Annotated in this window: 15 protein-coding genes; 6 read left to right on the plus strand and 9 right to left on the minus strand. The window is 42.3% G+C overall.

The window, feature by feature from the left end:
• Positions 1-3: 3 nt before the first annotated feature.
• The 5 genes from J5A56_RS09710 (at position 4) to J5A56_RS09730 (ending at position 6,886) form a co-directional block, all read left to right on the plus strand.
• Positions 4-2,583, plus strand: a complete 2,580-nt coding sequence (locus J5A56_RS09710; protein ID WP_021672890.1) for a hypothetical protein — start codon at positions 4-6, stop codon at positions 2,581-2,583.
• A gap of 20 nt (positions 2,584-2,603) precedes the next feature.
• Complete coding sequence (locus J5A56_RS09715; protein WP_021672891.1) at positions 2,604-3,839, plus strand: DUF5689 domain-containing protein; 1,236 nt, start codon at positions 2,604-2,606, stop codon at positions 3,837-3,839.
• 23 nt (positions 3,840-3,862) lie between these two features.
• Positions 3,863-5,206, plus strand: a complete 1,344-nt coding sequence (locus tag J5A56_RS09720; RefSeq protein WP_021672892.1) for a choice-of-anchor J domain-containing protein — start codon at positions 3,863-3,865, stop codon at positions 5,204-5,206.
• 325 nt (positions 5,207-5,531) lie between these two features.
• The gene (locus J5A56_RS09725) at positions 5,532-5,783 is read left to right on the plus strand and encodes a type B 50S ribosomal protein L31 (RefSeq protein ID WP_004361523.1); all 252 of its coding nucleotides are present in this window, start codon (positions 5,532-5,534) and stop codon (positions 5,781-5,783) included.
• A 176-nt stretch (positions 5,784-5,959) separates the two neighbouring features.
• Positions 5,960-6,886, plus strand: a complete 927-nt coding sequence (locus tag J5A56_RS09730) for a DNA/RNA non-specific endonuclease (protein WP_021672893.1) — start codon at positions 5,960-5,962, stop codon at positions 6,884-6,886.
• Between the two features lie 536 nt (positions 6,887-7,422).
• Here the strand turns inward: J5A56_RS09730 and J5A56_RS09735 are convergent.
• The 9 genes from J5A56_RS09735 to J5A56_RS09775 all read right to left on the minus strand — a co-directional run bounded on the left by J5A56_RS09735 (position 7,423) and on the right by J5A56_RS09775 (position 17,921).
• Positions 7,423-9,312, minus strand: coding sequence for a DUF349 domain-containing protein (locus tag J5A56_RS09735; RefSeq protein ID WP_036920379.1), 1,890 nt, complete (start codon positions 9,310-9,312; stop codon positions 7,423-7,425).
• A gap of 156 nt (positions 9,313-9,468) precedes the next feature.
• Entirely contained in the window at positions 9,469-10,395 is a 927-nt protein-coding gene (locus J5A56_RS09740) for a magnesium transporter CorA family protein (RefSeq protein ID WP_021672896.1), read from the minus strand.
• A gap of 543 nt (positions 10,396-10,938) precedes the next feature.
• Positions 10,939-11,970, minus strand: a complete 1,032-nt coding sequence (locus J5A56_RS09745; protein WP_021672898.1) for an AMP-binding protein — start codon at positions 11,968-11,970, stop codon at positions 10,939-10,941.
• A 67-nt stretch (positions 11,971-12,037) separates the two neighbouring features.
• A complete protein-coding gene (locus J5A56_RS09750) occupies positions 12,038-13,075 on the minus strand; it encodes an o-succinylbenzoate synthase (RefSeq protein WP_036920386.1) in 1,038 nt (345 codons plus the stop codon).
• A gap of 9 nt (positions 13,076-13,084) precedes the next feature.
• Positions 13,085-13,636 (minus strand): four helix bundle suffix domain-containing protein, encoded by a 552-nt coding sequence (locus J5A56_RS09755; RefSeq protein ID WP_021672900.1) that lies wholly within the window; start codon positions 13,634-13,636, stop codon positions 13,085-13,087.
• 155 nt (positions 13,637-13,791) lie between these two features.
• Positions 13,792-14,619: a 1,4-dihydroxy-2-naphthoyl-CoA synthase gene (gene menB, locus J5A56_RS09760; RefSeq protein WP_021672901.1), complete on the minus strand. Its 828-nt coding sequence runs from the start codon at positions 14,617-14,619 to the stop codon at positions 13,792-13,794.
• A gap of 83 nt (positions 14,620-14,702) precedes the next feature.
• Positions 14,703-16,364 (minus strand): 2-succinyl-5-enolpyruvyl-6-hydroxy-3-cyclohexene-1-carboxylic-acid synthase, encoded by a 1,662-nt coding sequence (menD, locus tag J5A56_RS09765; protein ID WP_021672902.1) that lies wholly within the window; start codon positions 16,362-16,364, stop codon positions 14,703-14,705.
• Positions 16,365-16,457: 93 nt separating this feature from the next.
• A complete protein-coding gene (locus tag J5A56_RS09770; protein WP_021672903.1) occupies positions 16,458-17,504 on the minus strand; it encodes an isochorismate synthase in 1,047 nt (348 codons plus the stop codon).
• Complete coding sequence (locus J5A56_RS09775; RefSeq protein WP_021672904.1) at positions 17,505-17,921, minus strand: PaaI family thioesterase; 417 nt, start codon at positions 17,919-17,921, stop codon at positions 17,505-17,507.
• 452 nt (positions 17,922-18,373) lie between these two features.
• On the opposite strand from J5A56_RS09775, the gene lysS reads away from it, so the two are divergent.
• A complete protein-coding gene (gene lysS, locus J5A56_RS09780; RefSeq protein WP_021672905.1) occupies positions 18,374-20,110 on the plus strand; it encodes a lysine--tRNA ligase in 1,737 nt (578 codons plus the stop codon).
• Positions 20,111-20,158: the final 48 nt, after the last annotated feature.

Genomic DNA, 20,158 nt, shown 5'->3' on the forward strand with positions numbered 1-20,158 from the left:
ACTATGCAGAAAAAGCTAAAACTTGCCGTTTTAGCACTATGTAGTTCGTCTATGATGGTTGCGCAAAATACTGACCCCAAGACGAACCAGCAGGCGCAGACGGCGAACGCTATGGATGAATCGGCATTCACCTTCACTGAAGCGCAGTTAGGTGAGAATAATGACATGAACGAAAATGTAACGATTCTCAACTCAAACAGTAACGTCTATGCTTCACAAGTAGGTTTCTTGTATTCACCTCTACGTTTTCGTTATCGTGCACTGAACCAGAAATATAACGATGTTTATATCAATGGTGCACCTATGAACGATATGGAAACAGGACAGTTCCGTTACTCTATGGTTGGTGGCATCAACCAACAGACACGTAACGTTGACTATGCACTTCCTTTTGAGAATAATAACTTCTCAATGACAGCTTTGGCAGGAAGTAATAATTATGACTTCCGTGCTGGCTCAATGGCAGGCGGACATCGACTTACGCTTTCTGCTGCAAACCGCAACTATACCCTCCGTGGTATGTATAACTATGCGAGTGGATTCAATGCTAAGGGATGGGCTATTGCTGCCAGCGTCGCTTATCGTTGGGCAAACCGTGGTTACGTTGAAGGTACTTTCTACAACTCATTATCTTACTACTTCGGTGTTCAAAAGAAGTGGAACAATGGTCACTCATTGGCTTTGTCAACATGGGGTAACCCAACTGAACGTTCTACACAGGGTGCAAGTACAGACGAGGCTTATTGGCTTGCTAATGACTATCAGTATAATCCTTATTGGGGCTATCAGAATGGTCATAAGCGTAACAGCCGTGTTGTAAACGATTTCGCACCTTCTGCCATCCTTTCTTGGGATTGGGATATCAATAAGAGAATGAAGTTGACAACAAACCTTTATGCTCAGTACTCCATGTATAAAAGCACTAAGCTGAACTATAATAACAGCGAGAATCCACAGCCTGACTACTGGAAGAACCTTCCAAGTAGCTATTATAACGTGTGGGACCAGAGCGATGCGCGCTATCGTTCAGCACAGGCTTTCTCTGATTGGCAGACTGCTGTTAATTGGTGGGGCAACAAGGCGAACCGACAGATTCAGTGGGATAGACTCTACTATGCTAACCGTCAGGCTGCTGCTAACGGAGAGGATGCACTTTACTACTTGCAGGCTAAGCACAATGATGCGCTGACAACAAGATTTTCTTCTACTCTTACAAATCGTATTGGCAAGAACAACGTTTTCAATGTTGGTCTTTCACTTGGTCAGACTTTTGCCCGCCATTATCAAACAATGGAAGATCTCTTGGGCGCAAAGAGTTTCCATAACATCAATACTTACGCTCTTGGTACCTATGCAGCTACTGACCCACGTGTACAATATGATCTCAACTCACAGGGTACAGAAGGCTTAGGTAAACTCGTATATGAGGGCGATAGGTTCGGTTACGATTACAATATCAACGTTCGCCGTGGTCAGCTCTGGGCAAACTACGCTGAAACATTTGGCAAACTTCACTATATGGTAGCTGGTAAGATCGCCTATGACAATATGTATCGTGTTGGTCACATGCGTAATGGTATGTTTGCAGACAACTCTGCAGGCAAGAGCAAGCATGCAGACTTCCTTACAGGTGGTTTGAAGTCAAATGCAACGCTTACACTCGGTGGTGGCAATACACTCTCTCTCGGGATGGGTTATGAGCACCGCGCACCAAACGCTAACGCTGCTTTTGCGGCACCAGAGATGAATAACGACTTCATTCTTAACCTTCGTAACGAGCGTGTCTTCTCAAGCGAACTCAGCTATCAGTATGCTGGCAGCTGGCTTCACGCAAACGTCAGTGGTTACTACAACCACATGACAAACGTAACCGAGTGGCAGAACTTCTACTTTGATGATGTTAACTCTTTTACCTACGTTAGCATGACAAATATGAAGAAGAATTACTATGGCATTGAGTTAGGGCTCGATTTCAAACTCACAAGTTTCCTTAACTTCAAGACACTCGGTACTTGGAGCGAGGCTAAGAATGCTAACAATGCTGACGTTGTCTACTTGAACTCTACTAAGAGTACCTACAACAAGGATGTGGTTTACAACAAAGGTATGCACGAGTCAAGCACTCCTCTGAGCGTTTACAGCGCAATCCTCAGTTATCACAAGGGTGGTTGGTTCATCGATTTGAGCGGAAACTACTATGATCGTATCTACCTCTCTTACGCACCAAGCCTCCGTTATGGCAACACACTCCGCACAATGGGTACTGCGCTTGGCGGAATGGATGCTAATGGCAACTATACTCCTTACGCACAGACTGAGGGACATGGTGGCTTTATGCTCGATGCTTCTATCGGTAAGAGTCTTTACCTCCGCCATGGAAGTTTGTCAATCAACTTGATGATTACCAACTTACTGAACAATCAGAAGATTGTAAGTGGTGGTTATGAGCAGGGCCGCAGCAACTACACTGTCAATAAGACGACTGGAGCTGCTACAACTCGTGCTTACGACTTCTACCGCAACCCTAAGAAGTATTACGTAAATGGTATCAATGGTATGTTGAACGTAGCTTACAAATTCTAAGACTAAATATAGAAACGATTATGAAGAAACTTAAATATTTAATAATGGCAGCAGTCTGCGTCCTCTTCGCATCTTGCATGGGTGAGAGCTATGCAGAGCCAGCAGAAACAGGTTCTGCTCCATACGGCAATAAAGAACTGACCGAAACAAATGTCATATCTATTGCACAGCTGAAGAGTAACTATGCTAACTATATCGCTACTGATTACCGTAATGGTATCAGCTATGCAAAGGTGACGGACGATATCAAAATAAAGGGTGTCGTCACAAGTTCTGACGCTGCTGGAAATATCTATCAAGAGATAGCATTGCAAGATGCAACAGGTGCTATTATCGTAAGTGTCGCACAGGGTGGTCAGCATGGTCCTCTCCCAATTGGCACCGAGATTCTTGTAAGCCTGAAAGATCTTTACGTAGGCAACTATGGTAAGCAGGCGCAGATTGGTGTTCCTACGGTCAACGCTGCTGGTGCAACATCTATTGGTCGTATTAGCCGTGCTACTTGGGATCAGCACTATAAGATTCTCTCAACGGGCAATAAGGTTGAACCAACGGAGTTCGCTTCTGGTTCCACCCCAACAACTTGGAATATTGATACTGATGGGGGTAAACTTGGTATTATTCGCAACGTAAGTTTCAAGAGTAGCAACAATAGCAAGGTTACTGACACCTTTGCTGACGCTAATGGCGGTGCTGGTAGTGTAAGCTGGACTTTGAATGAGCAGGATGGCAAGAAGGTAATCGTCTACAATAGCAACTTTGCTAAATTTGCTAATAATAAAGTTCCAACTGGTAAGGTTGATATCGTTGGTATCTTCAAACGTTTTAATAACCAGTGGGAAATCATTATTCGCTCTCTCGATGATATTAAATCTGCTGAGAAAGTCGACCCATTCAAGGGACTTCCTGGTAAAGGGGATGGTACACAGGCTAACCCATTAGACATCACACGTGCATTGGCTTATGCTAAGTTGAACAAGAAAGATGCTACTACTTACTATATCAAGGGTATCATCTCACAGATTGATGAGGTCTCAACCCAATATGGTAACGCTCGTTACTACCTCTCTAACGATGGCACTTCTACTGAGCAGTTGCAGGTATTTCGTGGATTATACCTTAATGGTGATAAATTCACAGACCCTTCACAGATAAGTGTTGGCAAGAAAGTGGTTATCCTCGGTACCTTGGATTTCTACGAAGCAACCTCAACTCCACAGGTTGGTCGCAACAGTAAGATTATCTCAATTAATTAACAAGACAAATAACAATACAGAACATGAAAAAGATTTTTTATTCAATGATGGCGCTGGCGATGACAGCAACAGTCTTCACAAGTTGTGAGAATGTTCCAGCACCATACAGCGTTAATTTCGAAGAGAACAATAATAATACGAATACACCTACCACTCCAGCTTCTGGGACGGGTGTAGAGGCTGATCCATTCAACGTTGCTGCAGCTTTGAAATATATCGATGCTGGACAGGACCTTGACAAGCAGGTTTATGTCTCTGGCACTATTGTTAGCGTAAAGGAGATTGATGCTGCCAACTATGGTAATGCTACTTATCTTATCTCTGACGACGGAACAACTAACGGACAATTGACTGTATACCGTGGCTTTGCGCTTGGTAACAAGAAGTTTACTGCTAACGACAAACTCAATGCAGGCGACAAGGTTGTTGTCTATGGTAAGCTTGTAAACTACAAGGGGCAGAAGCAGTTTGCACAAGGTAGCTATATCTACTCTCTTAATGGTAATAAGGCTGCTCAGCCAACACCTACAGCTGACTTGAACACTGAGTCTACCGCATGGACTGTTACTGAAGCTGTACAGAAGATTCAGGCTAACCAGACTGCTACGGGCGAGGCTTATGTAAAGGGTGTTATCTCTGAGGTAGTCTCTTATAACGAAAACTATAAGAGTATCACTTACTATATCTCTGATAACGGTACAGATAAGACGCTCCAGGTATTCTCTGGTAAGGGTCTCAATGGTGCTGACTTCGCTGCAAAGACTGATCTTCAGGCTGGTCAGACTGTAATTGTGAAGGGTAACCTTAAGGCTTTCACCAATAAGCAGGGAAAGGTTATCATGGAGATTGACAAGAACAATAAGATTATCTCTATCAGCGGTGCTTCTACTCCTCAGCCTGCTGCTACTGGTATTACCGCTAAGTTTGAGACTGGTATGGATAACTTTACTATCAACAACATTACACTCCCAGCAGACCTTTCTTTCGTATGGAAGCATGATGCAAGTAACAAGTACATGAAGGCTTCTGCATTTAAGAAGCCTAACAACTATGCTGCTGAGAGCCGTCTTACATCTCCTGCTTTCAGTCTTGCTGGTAAGACTTCTGCTACACTTTCTTTCAAGCATGCAGCAAGATACTTTGCAAATGCTGCTAATGAGTTTAAGGTACAGGTGTCTACAGATGGTACAACATGGCATAACGTTGCTGTTTCAGCTTATCCTACAGGTGCTGACTGGAATTTCATCGATGCTACATGCGACCTCTCTGCTTATGCAGGCAACGCAACGGTTTACATTGGCTTCCTCTACACAAGCACTGCTACTAAGGCGGGTACATGGGAAATCAAGGACGTAGAAGTTAAGTAAATTCCCTTATCTTATCTACGTGCGAAGGCTCCGCACCAATGGTGCGAATGGTAAACACCAATGGTGCGGAGGCTTATGACACACGGAATTACTAAGTATAAGGAAACTTATTGGTTACGAAATGACCTAAAGGGAAGCAAAAATTTATACCGTAGATATTTTTAGTTGTATCACTCGAAATGACGAATGAGCCTAAAAAACAGCTTAAAATATTTGGCTACCTACAGAATTATTCGTAATTTTGCATCCTGAAAAGTGTCTGTATCCTTTTTAGTTAAAGGAAAGACTACAGCAAGTATATTATTAACAATTAGATAACAATAAAATGAAACAAGGTATTCATCCAGAAAACTATCGCCCCGTCGTATTTAAGGATATGTCCAACGGCGATATGTTCCTTACAAAGTCTACATGCAAAACTTCAGAGACAGTAGAATTTGAAGGCGAAACTTACCCAGTGGTAAAAGTCGAAATCTCAAGCACCTCTCACCCATTCTACACTGGTAAGAGTAAGCTTGTCGATACAGCAGGTCGCGTTGACCGCTTCATGAGCCGTTACGGTAAGTTGAAGAAGTAATCGATAATACCCTTCGACATTATTACATACAAAGTGCGAACAAACGTAGTTGCATATACGTTTGCTCGCACTTTTTCTTTCAACAAGACTATATTGTATAGCCCTTATTGAAAACTTAAAATAAAGAGAAAACCCAAAGATACTAAAACTTATCATACCCTGTCAAAGACAAAAGAATGAATAAAATAGCACGAAATAAAACAGTATGGGCATTAATAGCCCTTATAGCCGTTACTTTCACTTCCTGTAACAAGGAAGATGATTCTACAGACACGAGAAGAACAGAAGTTACAAGAAATAACACAAACTCAAATTTCAAAGACATACGTACGGCAACACATCGATTGGAATTCCCGAAACTAAAAGGCGGTAGTAGTACTATTCTTACCCATAAACTAAACAATGGGGAAATAAACTATAGTGTAGAATGGGACATTGAGAAGAAATCAAATAGATGGACTTGCTATCAGATATATGCTAACAATGCACAACACGTTGTCAAAAGAAAGGACCAGCAGAGTGCAAACCTGTACCCAATGGACCCACTATGGACAATTAACTCCTTTTTTAGTTTCGACCCATACCGTGGCTCTGGTTATGACCATGGACATCTATGTCCCTCACAGGATAGAGTGAATAGTCGAGAATCTAATGACCAGACTTTCTATCTTAGTAATATGCAACCGCAAGTCCACGGCTTTAATGCGGGTATATGGGAACTGATGGAGAGAAAAATGAGATCTTATATAGCCTATACAAGTGGATTAAAGGATACCTTATTCATCTGCCGTGGCGGTACGATTGACAAGCAAGAACAATATATCTATATCAGAAGCAAGTTTATAGTTCCTAAATATTTTTTCTCCGCTGCCCTGATGAAATACAAAGTTAGAGGACAAGGTGACTGGCAGTATAAAGCCATCGGGTTCTGGTTTAAACATGAGAGTAACAATAGTACATCTCTAATACCATATGTTGTCAGCATCAAAGAACTTGAAGAGTCAACAGGAATCGACTTTTTCTGTAACTTACCTGACAACATTGAACGTGAGGTAGAATCAAAGACAAAAGAGCAGATGATTCTCACCTGGAACATTAGATAGATTGCCCATCTGTTTAAAATGTAAAGAGTACATTAAGAAAGCATCTTAAGCCATCCTTAATATGTTCTTCTTTTTGTTCTACAAAGTCTTGACCAACACAAATAATGATACATCTATCTGAGATTTGTTTAATGCGTAGTTTATTAACCTCATTGACAATAACAGTCCTATTATCGTATGTATTCAAAATTAGCCGTTTTTGACTCAGTAGGAAAAAGATGGAGAAAATAATACACAAAAAGCTAATTATAAAAAATCCTTCCAAACATTGGAACGAAAAGTATTCCAAATAAGTGAGATGTTATTAAAGATAATCAAAGAATAGTTTTATTTCAGCTTGCTGTCACTTTTAACATTTCAGGTATCTTACTGTAATTCTTCTACGATGCAAATGACAGGAAATATTTCAATTAAAGAAATTTGGAGATAAAAAGAAAGGGGGCAATTCTGCAATGAATTGTCCCTTTTCTTGAATCTATATTTCCTCAATCAAACCTTATATTATAATGGATTGAAATTGATAGGATGATTCTGTTTTATTTGTTTTCAGCATCGATAGCCTTAATCTTCTGCTTCACCTCATCCATATCATCTTTGAGTTTCTGGATACGGCGATTCATTTCGTCAATAAGAGTATTACCCTTCTTTGAACTGATGTTAAGGAAGCCAAGATTGTTCTCGTAAGTGTTTACTTCCTGCTTCAACTGCTCATAGCGGCGGAGCAGACGACCACGCTCGTTATCGAGTGCGTCAACACCACGGTCGGCAACCTTCTTGAGGTTGTTGCGGAAGTTGTCAACTCGTTTGCGTGTCGCAGATATATGAAGATCTTTATAAATCTTATCCAATACCTCGTGGTACTCCTTGTAGAGTTTATCTTTCTCTTTATAAGGAACATGCCCAACCTTATTATATTGCTCAGTCAGCTGCTGTACCTTCTCGTGAAGATTTTCGCCAGTCTGCTCAACGAGTTCTTTAAGTTGGCTAATAATGTCACGTTTTTTACTTAGATTTTGATGCTCCTCATTGCGAGAATCGGCGTGAACAGCGTTACGAGCTTCAAAGAAGTGGTTGCAGGCAGCGAGGAAGTCGTTCCAAAGCTGGTCACCAATTTTCTTAGGAACCATACCGATAGTCTTCCACTCTTTTTGCAAAGCAATGAGTTTATCGGATGTTGCTTTCCAATCAGTAGAATCGCTCAATGCTTTAGCCTTTTCAACAAGCACCTTCTTCTTCTCTGCATTCTCTGCAAATTGTTCTTTGAGTTGCTTGAAGAATTCACCCTTACGACCAAAGAACTCGTCACATGCTGCACGGAAACGCTCAAAAATCTTAACGTTCATCTTCTGTGGAGCGAAACCAATGGTCTTCCACTCCTGCTGGATAGCAATGATTTCCTTAGTGAGTTTCTCCCAATCAGCTGATGTCTTATTCTCTTTTTTGGCAATTTCTTCAGCCTTTTCACAGAGGATAGTCTTCTTTTTCAGGTTCTCCTCCTCGCGTGCTCGAAGTGTTTCAAAATGCTGTTGGTGACGTTTGTTGATAACTGTGCTGGCTGCTTTGAAGCGTGTCCAGATTTGTTCACGAAGTTCCTTAGCGACAGGACCAGTCTCACGATATTCCTGATGAAGTTCCTGTAACTGGTGGAATGCACTTATAATATCTGTTTCATCTGCCAACTTCTCGGCTGCCTCACAGAGTTTTGTTTTCTTCTCAAGATTCTTCTTGAAGTCGTATTCGCGTGCCTCACGGTTAAGGTTCAGCATATCGTAAAACTGCTCAACATAAAGCTGAAAGTTACGCCAAAGTTCGTTAGCCTTCTCAGCAGGGATCGTTTTGATTTCTTTCCATTCATGTTGAAGCTTCTTGAATTGGTCAAAGTTCTTGTTAGCCTCATCAGGAGTAGTAATCATCGCTTTTATCTGTTCGATGATTGTTTCTTTCTTCTTGAGGTTCTGCTGTTTCTCCTCCTCAAGTGCGAGGAAAGCTTTCTGGCGTTTTTCCTTGATGATAGTCATCTCTGCCTTGAAGATTTCTTCGTCCTCGTCAGGTAGTACCTGATATTTCTCCGGGTCACCACCATTGTCAAGATAAGCCTTCTGCTGTGCTTCACGTTCAGCAAAATGTAACTTGTAGAAAACTGTTTTCAAGTGTTCTACTTCTGCCTTCTCTGGCGTTTTGTCACTGTCAACGATAGCCTTTAGACGCTCTATAATCTCCTTCTTAGAGTTATAAGCTTTTGTCGCAAGGTCTTCTTCCTCATTTTTAGGCTGTGTCTCAACTGGCTGATTGAGGCTTTCTGCTGCTGCATCAGCATTGATATTCTGCGCTTCACGGTTATCCGTTGTAGCGTTGGTAGTAGCTTTCTCAGACAGCTTAACTTCTTCTGTACCCTGATTCAGGGCATTCTCTTGAGAGTCCATCATTTCACTTTTTGTTTGTGATTTGGGTTTTTCCACATTTAAGGTTTCAGACTATTGCATTGATGTGCAGTAGCCTTCTACCAATAACATATCAACTGCAAACTTAGATAAAAAGTTTGAAAGTACCTAAATTTTAGGTTGTTTTTTTATTTCTTTCTGCTAAAGTAGGCGTTTACGGCGCAAAATCCACCATGATGCAGCCGAAACAACAACTGATAAGAACATCGCCACAGGGAATCCCCATGGATTTGTTTCCATACCATTGACAAGGTTCATACCGAAGAGTGAGGATATAAGCGTTGGCAACATCATTACAATTGACACCGAGGTAAGCGTACGCATCACAGTGTTCATATTGTTGTTGATAATGCTTGAGTAGGTATCCATCGTAGATTCAAGAATGTCAGAGTAGATACTCGTTGTTTCTCGTGCCTGTGACATCTCAATGTTTACGTCTTCAATGAGGTCGGCATCTAATTCATCAATCTGCAACTTAAACTTTAGCTTTGCTAACAGGTTCTCATTGCCACGAATAGATGTGATGAAATAGGTAAGCGAATCCTGTAGACGACTCAGTCCAATCAGACTTTCGTTGTCTACGCCTTTATCTAAGTTGCGCTTAGCTTTTTCAATCAAAGTGTTGATTTGCTTCAATCGTTTCAAGTACCAAACAGAAGAAGAAAGGAAGAGGCGGAAGATAAGATCTACATAGTCTGTAAAGCCCTCATTTCTCTTTTGCTGATAGCTGACGAAGTCGAGCATCATATTCGTCTCGAAGTTGCAGACCGTGATGGTCACATCTTTCTTGTGAATGATACCTAAAGGTACTGTCGTATAAGGTGTTCTTGATCGAATTTCCTTTACGTAAGGGATACGGAGGATAATCAGCATCCATCCATCATCATATTCATAACGTGCTCGCTCATCGGTATCGCTAATGTCCGATAAGAAGTAGTCGGGGATATGAAAAGTGTCTTCGAGTTCTTGCTGATCCTGCTCTGTTGGGCAAGTTACCTGAATCCAGCAGTTTGGCTGCCATTCTTTAATGGTATTCAGGGTTCCGTTAATGTTCCAATATGTCTTCATTAGCTAATCTCCATAGTTAAACAATAGTGTGGGGATTAGCAACTTTCTGTTGTAATCCTCACGCTTACAGATTGTAATTTTCCGCGTGATAATCGTCCATTTGATAATTACGTATTGGTTTTGTGACTGCAAAATTAGCTAAAAAAATCGGTTGTGGCAAACAAAAGGGTAAGTTTTTCTTTGGTAGCGAAAAGCTGAGAAGCATGTGGAGAAAAAGATGTTTAGAAATACGGTCGCGAGTAGGCTGTTAATGATTTGGTTGTTAAGTGTTATCTGCAGATACGATAGTCTGCTCTTTACGAAACTTGATGGTTTTGTCTTTATTCTTACCTTACATTTTGAGTTAGTGCTGTTTAGCAGAAACCTTATACATCGTTTAGACCTTACTGTCTTATTTATTCAATACGTTGTAGTGTCTATGATGAGTGTCTTACTCCCTTTATAAGTGATGTGTTGATGCTTAGCACATGTTGTGCGCACCGTATGCACGTGTTGTGCTTACGATGAACACCATTTGTGTATATTGTTAGTGTGGGTGTTAGGTTATACTTTTAATTTACATAACTGACGTATTAAAGTCTTTATCTCGGCTCTTGCTGGTTTTCCGTTTCCTGTCTTGGGAATAGAAGAAGTGTAGAAGATGAAACGAGGTTGCCAGAACTTTGGAAGACATCGTTGGCATAGTGTTTTGATAGCCTCGGTATCGGTTTGTGTAGTAAGTAAGACAACAGCTTCTCCAAAACGCTCGTCTGGGCAGCTCGTTATGGCAAAGTCGGTTGTAAGGAAAGACTTTAGGCGGTTTTCTACTTCCTCAATCTGAATCTTTATACCACCAGAGTCAATCACATTATCTTTTCGTCCAAGGATACGGAAACAAGCCGTTTCAATTCCCTCTTCCGTTTGAGAACGTCGAATTTCAGCCCTATCGTTAGTTACTAATGGATGAGAACAAACGGCAGGAGCATCAATAACAAGGCAATCTTCCTCATTGAGCCATACTTTCACACCGTCAAAGGGTTTGTACCATTCGTTAGCTTCGCATCCATTCAGACGTCGGAGTGCAATATGTGAGAGTGTTTCCGTCATTCCGTAGGTACTCCATACGGCATTGGGAAAATCCTGTAAAGCAGCTGACAGTTTATCATCAATAGCACCACCGCCTATAATAAGATGACGGATTTGGCGTAAACGCTCACGCTCTATAGGTATTTGCAGAGAGTTATAGACCTGCAGTGGCACCATTGCAGCAAAGGTTATCTCCTCGTTTTTGCTGCCTGCTTCAGCTAAGGAAGAATCAGCGAGAGGGTGACCAGAGGGCGTAACGCTTAGCAGATGTAGGTTTCGTTCAATGCTTCTTACCACTACCATCTTTCCTGCAATGTAGTCGAGTGGCATGCAGAGTAGGGCGGTATCGCCAGTCTTCAAACCAAGGAAATCGCAGGTAATGCGGGCAGAATTGAGCATACGTTGCTTCTCTACCCACAGCGGTTTGGGTTTACCAGTTGAGCCACTGGTGTGGACAAGGAGTTGTGGATTATCATTATGCCATTCTGAAAGGAATTCCTGTAGTGTCATTGTTGTTTTATTTTATACTATTAGGCTAATTAGGTTAATTGGGCTAATTAGCCTAATAATAAATTTCTTAATCGCTTATCCAAAGCTGGTCGCCTCTGATTTCTAATGGCATTGGAATGTTGTCAGTGAAGAGTTGTCCTGTACCTAAACCCTGAGGTGTGGTGATATTTGGACCATAGATGTCGGCAGTGAGTTGGGCGATAGCATTCAGTCCGATGTTACTCTCAAGTGCTGAGGTTATCCATGAACCTATGTTACGTTCCTTTGCCATTGCAATCCATTCTCTTGTACCTATCATACCGCCATGCAGACTTGGCTTGAGAATGATGTATTGAGGGCGAATAGTATCGAGTAATAACGCTTTTTCTGTAGGGTTATTGATACCGATAAGTTCCTCGTCAAGGACTATTGGTAGGGGAGTATCGGCACATAATCGTGCCATCTCTTCCCATTGGCGTTGGCGGATGGGTTGCTCAATGGAGTGGATGTCATATTTCGCTAATGCTTCCAGACGCTGCATGGCATCCTTAAGGGCAAACGCCCCATTTGCATCAACACGTAGTTCGACCTGCTCTCGTGTAAAGGCTTGACGGATATGGCGTATAAGGTCGAGTTCTTTCTCAAAGTCAATCGCACCAATCTTTAGCTTTACACAGCGGAAACCAGCCTTGAGCTTCGCTTCTAATCGCTGATACATCTCCTCGAAAGTTCCCATCCATACAAGTCCGTTGATAGTTATTCCTTCCTCACCTCGTCCGAAAGGTGTGTTGAAAAGATTAATACTACCTTGAGCATCTAACTGAGCTTTAGCCGTTTCTAATCCAAAGAGCATTGAAGGGTAAGGGCGCATCGCCTCGAAATCAATGACGCCTGTACGGCAGAAGACATCACAAAAGCCACGTAACCTCTGCTCATAATCCTCGTCAGGCATAGCATCGCAAGATAGGTCGGGGAGTGTTGCGCATTCCCCAATGCCTGTCACTCTTGGCTGATTGCTATCAGTCATCGTGATGTAATAACTTTTCCTCGTTGTGTAGATACCACGTGAGGTGCCCGCAGGGTGTAGGAAGTGGAGGGTGCGGGAGGAGATATTGATGTTGTACATTATTTCTTCTTATTGTTTATTTCTATATTCAATCCTTGCTCTTGTCATTTGCTCGCGTATTCCACCATGCTTAACGAAATCATCTTTTATATGATTTAAATACTTTCTTAGTAGTACATCCTCTTGATAAATCAGTGTTATGGCAATATTTGCTATCGTTTCATCTGTACGTATTTGAATGGCATTGCGATAAAAAGCAGACTCGTTATGCTTGGCACATACACGTCGTGTAATGATTGCATTCTTATCATTTACATTCCACTTTATAAGATTTCGTACGCGAAGATAATCTTCGTAATCAATTAAAAGTTCTTGAAGACTGGCACGTGCAACATTTACTAACTTTATTTCTGTTTCTGCAGAGGTTGTAGATGCTGCACATCCTTCTGCAATATTTTGCTTCCCTGAGTGGGCTGCTTGTATCATTTGATCTATCGTTCTGTCGTTTCTATCTAAAAAATGGTGGGCAAAGTAATAGGTAATATCATAAATGCATTCTGCTTTCTGATAAGCTATCAGGTTGCGATAGTTGCCCTTTTGTGACAAGAAAGATGTTTCCATGATTGTTTCTTAGTTGTTGGTAATAAAGGTTCTGTTAGAGTTATTGGCCTAATAAGGCTAATTAGCTAAATTGTTGATAAGTTCTATAGTCTTTGTTTACTAAATGGTTTCATTGGGCTTATTAGCCTAATTAGGCCAATAAGTCCAATAACTAATTATGGGAACTGCGGATACTTATCAAAGTCTGGCTTGCGTTTTTCAAGGAAAGCCTTGCCGCCTTCCTGTGCTTCGTCAAGTGTGTAGTAGAGCATAGTAGCGTCACCTGCAAGCTCTTGGATACCAGCTTGACCATCAAGTTCGGCGTTAAAGCCAGCTTTCATCATACGGAGTGCTAATGGAGAACGCTCTATCATCGTCTCAGCCCAGTCTATACACTCATCTTCGAGACGGTCGAAAGAAACCACCTTGTTGACCAATCCCATTCGTTCTGCTTCTACAGCAGAGTACTGACGACACAAGAACCATATCTCACGAGCCTTCTTCTGCCCCACGATACGAGCTAAATAAGATGCACCGAAACCAGCATCAAAGGAACCAACCTTTGGTCCAGTCTGTCCGAAGATGGCATTGTCTGATGCTATTGAGAGGTCGCATACTACGTGAAGAACGTGTCCACCACCAATTGCATAACCGTTTACCATTGCGATGACAGGCTTTGGAAGACGTCGAATCTGCATCTGTAAGTCAAGCACGTTGAGACGTGGAACACCGTCAGTACCTATATATCCGCCATGTCCCTTTACGTGCATATCACCGCCAGAGCAGAATGCTTTGTCACCTGCGCCAGTGAGAATGACAACTCGTATATCAAGGGCTTCACGACAATAGTTGAAAGCCTGCGACATTTCCCACACTGTTTTTGGTGTGAAGGCATTGCGGTAACGAGGGCGATTGATTGTTACTTTTGCTATGTGGTTATACTCCTCAAAGAGGATTTCCGCAAAGTTAAAGCCTTCAATAGGCTTCCATTCTCTTTTCTCCATAGGGTCTTTTTGTTTATGATTAAATATAAGGAACTTGCCAAGTCAGCTCTAAAATGAATATAGACTGTGGCAAGTTCATTTTGTTAAAATGCTTGATAATAATCTTTCAGGGCTTGGGCATCCTCCTCTGCGTTTGTGAATACTTCTAAAAGTACTGGTCCTTCCTCTGAATTGAAGAACTTATCAAGATTCTCGTAAAGTTCTTTCTCGTTACGTGCAGAGAGATAGACGATGTCGTGTGTTTGACAGATTCCTTCTGCAGAGGTTGTGTGTTGGGCAGCAATAGCACTATCTCGATAAGGTGAAAGCTCCAGTCCAGGGAGCTGATGGAAGATACCTCCACCGCCATTGTTAAGTAAGAGGATAGACAGGTTAGGCGAAAGAGATTCGTTCCATAATGCATTCTGATCGTAAAAGAAGCTCAAGTCGCCAATAACACAGTAGACATCCTCTTCTTCTTGGTGGGCAATGGCATAGCCAACAGCCGTTGACAACGAGCCTTCAATACCATTCACACCTCGATTGACATAGAGATATTGATCAGAGAAGATGTTGCCAAGGCGTACAGCCGAGCTGTTGCCATAGAAAAACTCTCCATCAATAGCTTCTTCTCTCATCTTCTCGTGAAAAGCCTTAACAGCTAACATTTGTGAGAAACGTGGTTTTATTGTCCCTCGAATCGCTAAGGCTTTATCGAAAGCCTTGCTCCAAAGCGAAACAAAGTCTTTCTTTTGAACGTCTTCAGTTTCATAGGCAAAGATACCGATAACATCTTCGACTCGTCCTTGGATAATGTCAGTAGCGTTCATAAAAGTATCACAACATGCGCCACTCTCATTTACGATGATTGATGTTTTGCACGTACACTTACGCAAGAACTGACGGAGTCGTTTGCTAACGATGGTTCCGCCTATATATAAAAGGTGGTCAGGGCGATATGCTTCATCTTCCCCAATCATCTTCAGTACTTCATCGATGGGTTGTGCAGGACCGATATCGTCATCTGCCAACTTCTCTTGAATAACGACAGCAACCTTTTTCAATGTCTCAATTGCCTCAATCAAATTGCCCACAACTTCAGGAATTAGCTGACCAAGAACAATCATTGGTTTCGTTCCACTGAAGAAGTTTGTAGCCATTTCATAGACATAGGTATCATCAGTTGAAGCTGGATGCAGGGATATCATGCGCTCATCAGGAAGTTGAGGAACATTATATTCAAAGAGGGGCTCGCTGATGGGTACGTTAATATGCACTGGACCACCACCATTCAGACGTGTTGCATGCAATGCTTCATTGACCAAACGGTTACAATACCAGCGTTCCTCCTCGTTGTGCGGTTCAGGCAGTGTAACACTCTTGCGGACGTTTGGTTCCAAGACCCGATGTTGTTGAATTGTCTGTCCATCCTGTTGTTCAATCCATTGTGCTGGTCTGTCGGCTGAAATGATAATCAACGGACGGTTCTGATAATAGGCTTCAGCAGCAGCAGGTGCCAAGTTGAGTAAGGCAGAACCCGATGTGACACAAACGGCAACAGGTTCATTATCAGCCAGTGTCATACCTAAAGCGACGAAACCAGCTGTCCTTTCATCAGTGACGGGATAGCACTCAATATCAGGACAAGCACAGAGGTTGTGCACAATAGGCGAGTTACGAGAACCCGGACATACAACGGCTTTCTTGACACGTTCCTTTACGAGTAAGGCTGTGAGGATGTTAACGTTTTCTTTGTTGCTATACATTTGGGTGGTGGGTGTTGAATGTTGGGTGTTGAGGGTTTGGGTTATTGGGCTAATAAGACTAATAAGCCTCATAAGCCCAATATGCCTATAAATCTAATTATGCTTTAACAACTGGCGAATAGTGTCAAGTTTGGCTTCTGTTTCCTGCCATTCATTCTCTTCAATACTTTCCTTTAAGAGTCCGCCACCAGCATAAAGGCGACAAGTAGAACGAGAGAGTTGCATACAACGGAGGGTGACATAAAGTTTTGCCGTACCATTATCGCCGAGCAAGCCACTGAATCCACTGTAATAACTGCGGTTCAGTTGTTCGTTATGAAGGATAAACTGCTGTGCCTCATCCTTTGGCATACCGCATACTGCAGGGGTAGGGTGGAAGGCTGTAAGGAATGTTCCGAGCCTCTCTGTGTCCTCCAAACGGAAAGTGAAATCAGTCCGAAGATGTGCTAAATGTGCTGTGCGTGCAGTATAAGGTTTGCTTTCTGTTATTTCAGCTGCAAACGGTTGCAAGCAAGCACGGATATAGTCAGCAACGAGTTGTTGCTCTTCTTGATTCTTAGTAGACCACTTCATATCCTCACCTTCATACTTCATCGTACCTGCTAACGCCATTGTCTGGTAGCCGTCGGCATCGCCACAGAGCAGAATCTCAGGGCTTGCGACAAGCCACATGCCAGTCTCTGCGGTATAGAAAAGGGCGATATAAGAGTGTGGATATTTCTCGCAAGCTTTGAGGAAAATGCTTCGAGGACTTGCGCTCTCGTCTTTTGTTTCTACAACCGAGCGTGTCAGTACTAATTTACGAAATGTATTGAACTCTAATTCTTTATGGAAACGACAGAATGCATCGTGATAAACCTCGCGAAGCGATGACGTTTCATCAGTCAGCACCGTCTCGTCTTGCCATTCAGGAATAGCCTCAAAGCCCTTGCTACCGTCTAATGGAAGAACAGTAGAAGAACCCTTCTGTCCGTTCAGCAAGTAAAGTGTGTTGCTATCGTCGCAGTAGAAAGGAGCAATAACGAACCCCTTGCGCCCATTAAGGGATGCAAGTGAAAGGATAGCCGTTGGCTTTTCTGGTTGTGAGTAGCAATGACAAACCTTCTCGAAAGGCTCACGATAGATAAAGAAAGAATCCATTTACTTCTCTTGTGGGGCTATGACGTAGTTGGTAACTTGTACGCTTGAGATGAGTTCGTCTTCACCATTCTTGATATCAATATTCCATACGTGTAGCGTATGCCCTTTGTGAATCAGTTTTCCGTAAGCCGTAACTGTTCCACCGTATGGCATCGCCTTGACGTGGTTGCCATGTACATTGATGCCCATTGCCATTTTCCTAGGGCATAACGCCATCGAGCCGATACCTGCAAGGTTCTCTGCCAATGCCAATGAAGCACCCCCTGCGAGGAAGCCGAAAGGTTGTTTGTTACGGTCGTCGACAGCCATTCTTGCCTTCAACGTGTCGTCTTCTGGCGTAGAAATGAACTCCATACCGAGTGTGCGGCTCAGCCCGTCTTCTTGATGAATACTATTTATGATGTGCTCTATGTTCATAATCTAATCAACTTAATGTTATGCAAAGATAATAAAAGTTGGATAGATATCAAAATCATAGTAGGTTTAATAGGTAGTTAAATATAGGCAAAAGTCATGTTTGGATGCTTTTGAGTTTAGCTATAGACTTCTTTAAGCTAAGCGATAGACTTTTAAATGATAACATTTCCGTTTTTTGCGAGTGTATTAACGCTCCGCACGTATGGTGCTAAGGCTTTGCACATGTTGTGCTGTTGGTTAGTACCCTATGTGCTAACGGCTAAATAGTTTGCAATAAACAGTCAAGAAAGGAGCAAGTGTTGGGATGTAATACCGATATAGATGTAATAAGCGACATTATGATTTGGGTTTAAGAAAACTCTAATGCCATAAAAAAGAAAAAACCAGCCATAGTTTGCGAATTATTTAGTAAATTTGCAAACTATAAGAATATATTCGATTTAATAATAAATATGAACGTTTTAGAATTATCTGAGCAGGAAATTGGTCGCCGCCAAAGCCTGCAGGAATTGCGTGAGATGGGGATTGATCCTTATCCAGCAGCAGAGTTTCCAACGAATGCTTACTCTACTGATATTAAAGAGCAGTTCAAAGAGGACGAACAGCGTGAGGTTGTAATCGCTGGGCGTATGATGGGACGCCGTGTTATGGGCAAGGCTTCCTTCGCAGAGTTACAGGATAGCAAGGGTAGAATCCAGGTTTATATCACTCGTGACGACATCTGTCCGGGTGAGGATAAAGAATTTTATAATAAGGTCTTCAAGAAGTTGCTTGACATTGGTGACTTCATCGGTGTTAAGGGTGTAGTGTTCAAGACACAGATGGGAGAAATTTCTGTTCATGCGAAGGAGATTACTCTTTTGTCAAAGAGCTTGAAGCCACTGCCTGTTGTTAAGTATAAGGACGGTGAGGCGTACGATAAGTTTGAGGACCCAGAGCAGCGTTATCGTCAGCGTTATGTTGACCTCGTTGTGAACGATGGTGTGAAAGATACTTTCTTGAAGCGTGCTACCGTATTGCGTACAATGCGTAAGTTCTTCGATGAGGCTGGTTATACTGAGGTAGAAACTCCTACCTTGCAGAGTATTGCTGGTGGTGCAAGTGCGCGCCCATTCATTACTCACTTCAATGCTCTCAACGTTGATATGTATATGCGTATCGCAACAGAGCTTTATTTGAAGCGTCTGATTGTTGGTGGCTTTGAGGGTGTATACGAAATCGGTAAGAACTTCCGTAACGAGGGTATGGACCGTTTCCATAATCCAGAGTTTACTTGTATGGAGCTTTATGTACAATACAAGGACTACAACTGGATGATGTCTTTCACTGAGAAACTTCTTGAGAAGATTTGTATAGAGGTAAATGGTAAGCCAGAGGTACAGGTTGGTGACAAGGTTATCAGCTTCAAAGCACCATTCCGTCGTCTACCTATCCTCGATGCAATCAAGGAGAAGACAGGTTTCGATCTCTATGGTAAGACAGAGGAGGAAATCCGTAATATTGCTGTTAACGAGTTGAAACTCGAAGAAATTGATGAGAGCTTCGGTAAGGGTAAACTGATAGATGAGATCTTCGGTGAGTTCTGTGAGGGTACATATATCCAACCAACCTTCATCACTGACTATCCAGTTGAGATGTCACCACTGACAAAGATGCACCGTTCTAAGCCAGGACTGACAGAGCGTTTTGAGTTGATGGTAAATGGAAAAGAGTTAGCTAATGCTTATTCAGAGCTGAATGACCCAATTGATCAGGAAGAACGTTTCATCGAACAGATGCGTTTGGCTGACAAGGGTGATGATGAGGCGATGATTATCGACCAAGATTTCCTCCGCTCTTTGCAGTATGGTATGCCTCCAACTTCTGGTATCGGTGTTGGTATTGACCGTTTGGTAATGCTGATGACTGGTAAGGAATACATCCAGGAAGTATTGCTCTTCCCACAGATGAAGCCAGAACCAAAGATTCCACAGTCTTCTGTTAAGGAATGGGCTGAACTCGGTGTTGCTGAAGACTGGGTATATGTTTTGCGTAAGGCAGGCTTCAACCTCATCTCTGATATCAGAGACGAGAAGGCACAGGGCTTGCAGCAGAAGCTCGGAGAAATCAACAAGAAGTATAAGCTCGGTTATGAGAAGCCTTCTGTTGATGAGATTCAGCAGTGGATTGATAAAGCTAAGGAAATGTAAAAAGTAAAAGGGTAAAAAAGTAAAAAGGATAGGAAGGAGGAAAGAGAA

Source organism: Prevotella melaninogenica, assembly GCF_018128065.1.
Taxonomy (GTDB): Bacteria; Bacteroidota; Bacteroidia; order Bacteroidales; family Bacteroidaceae; genus Prevotella.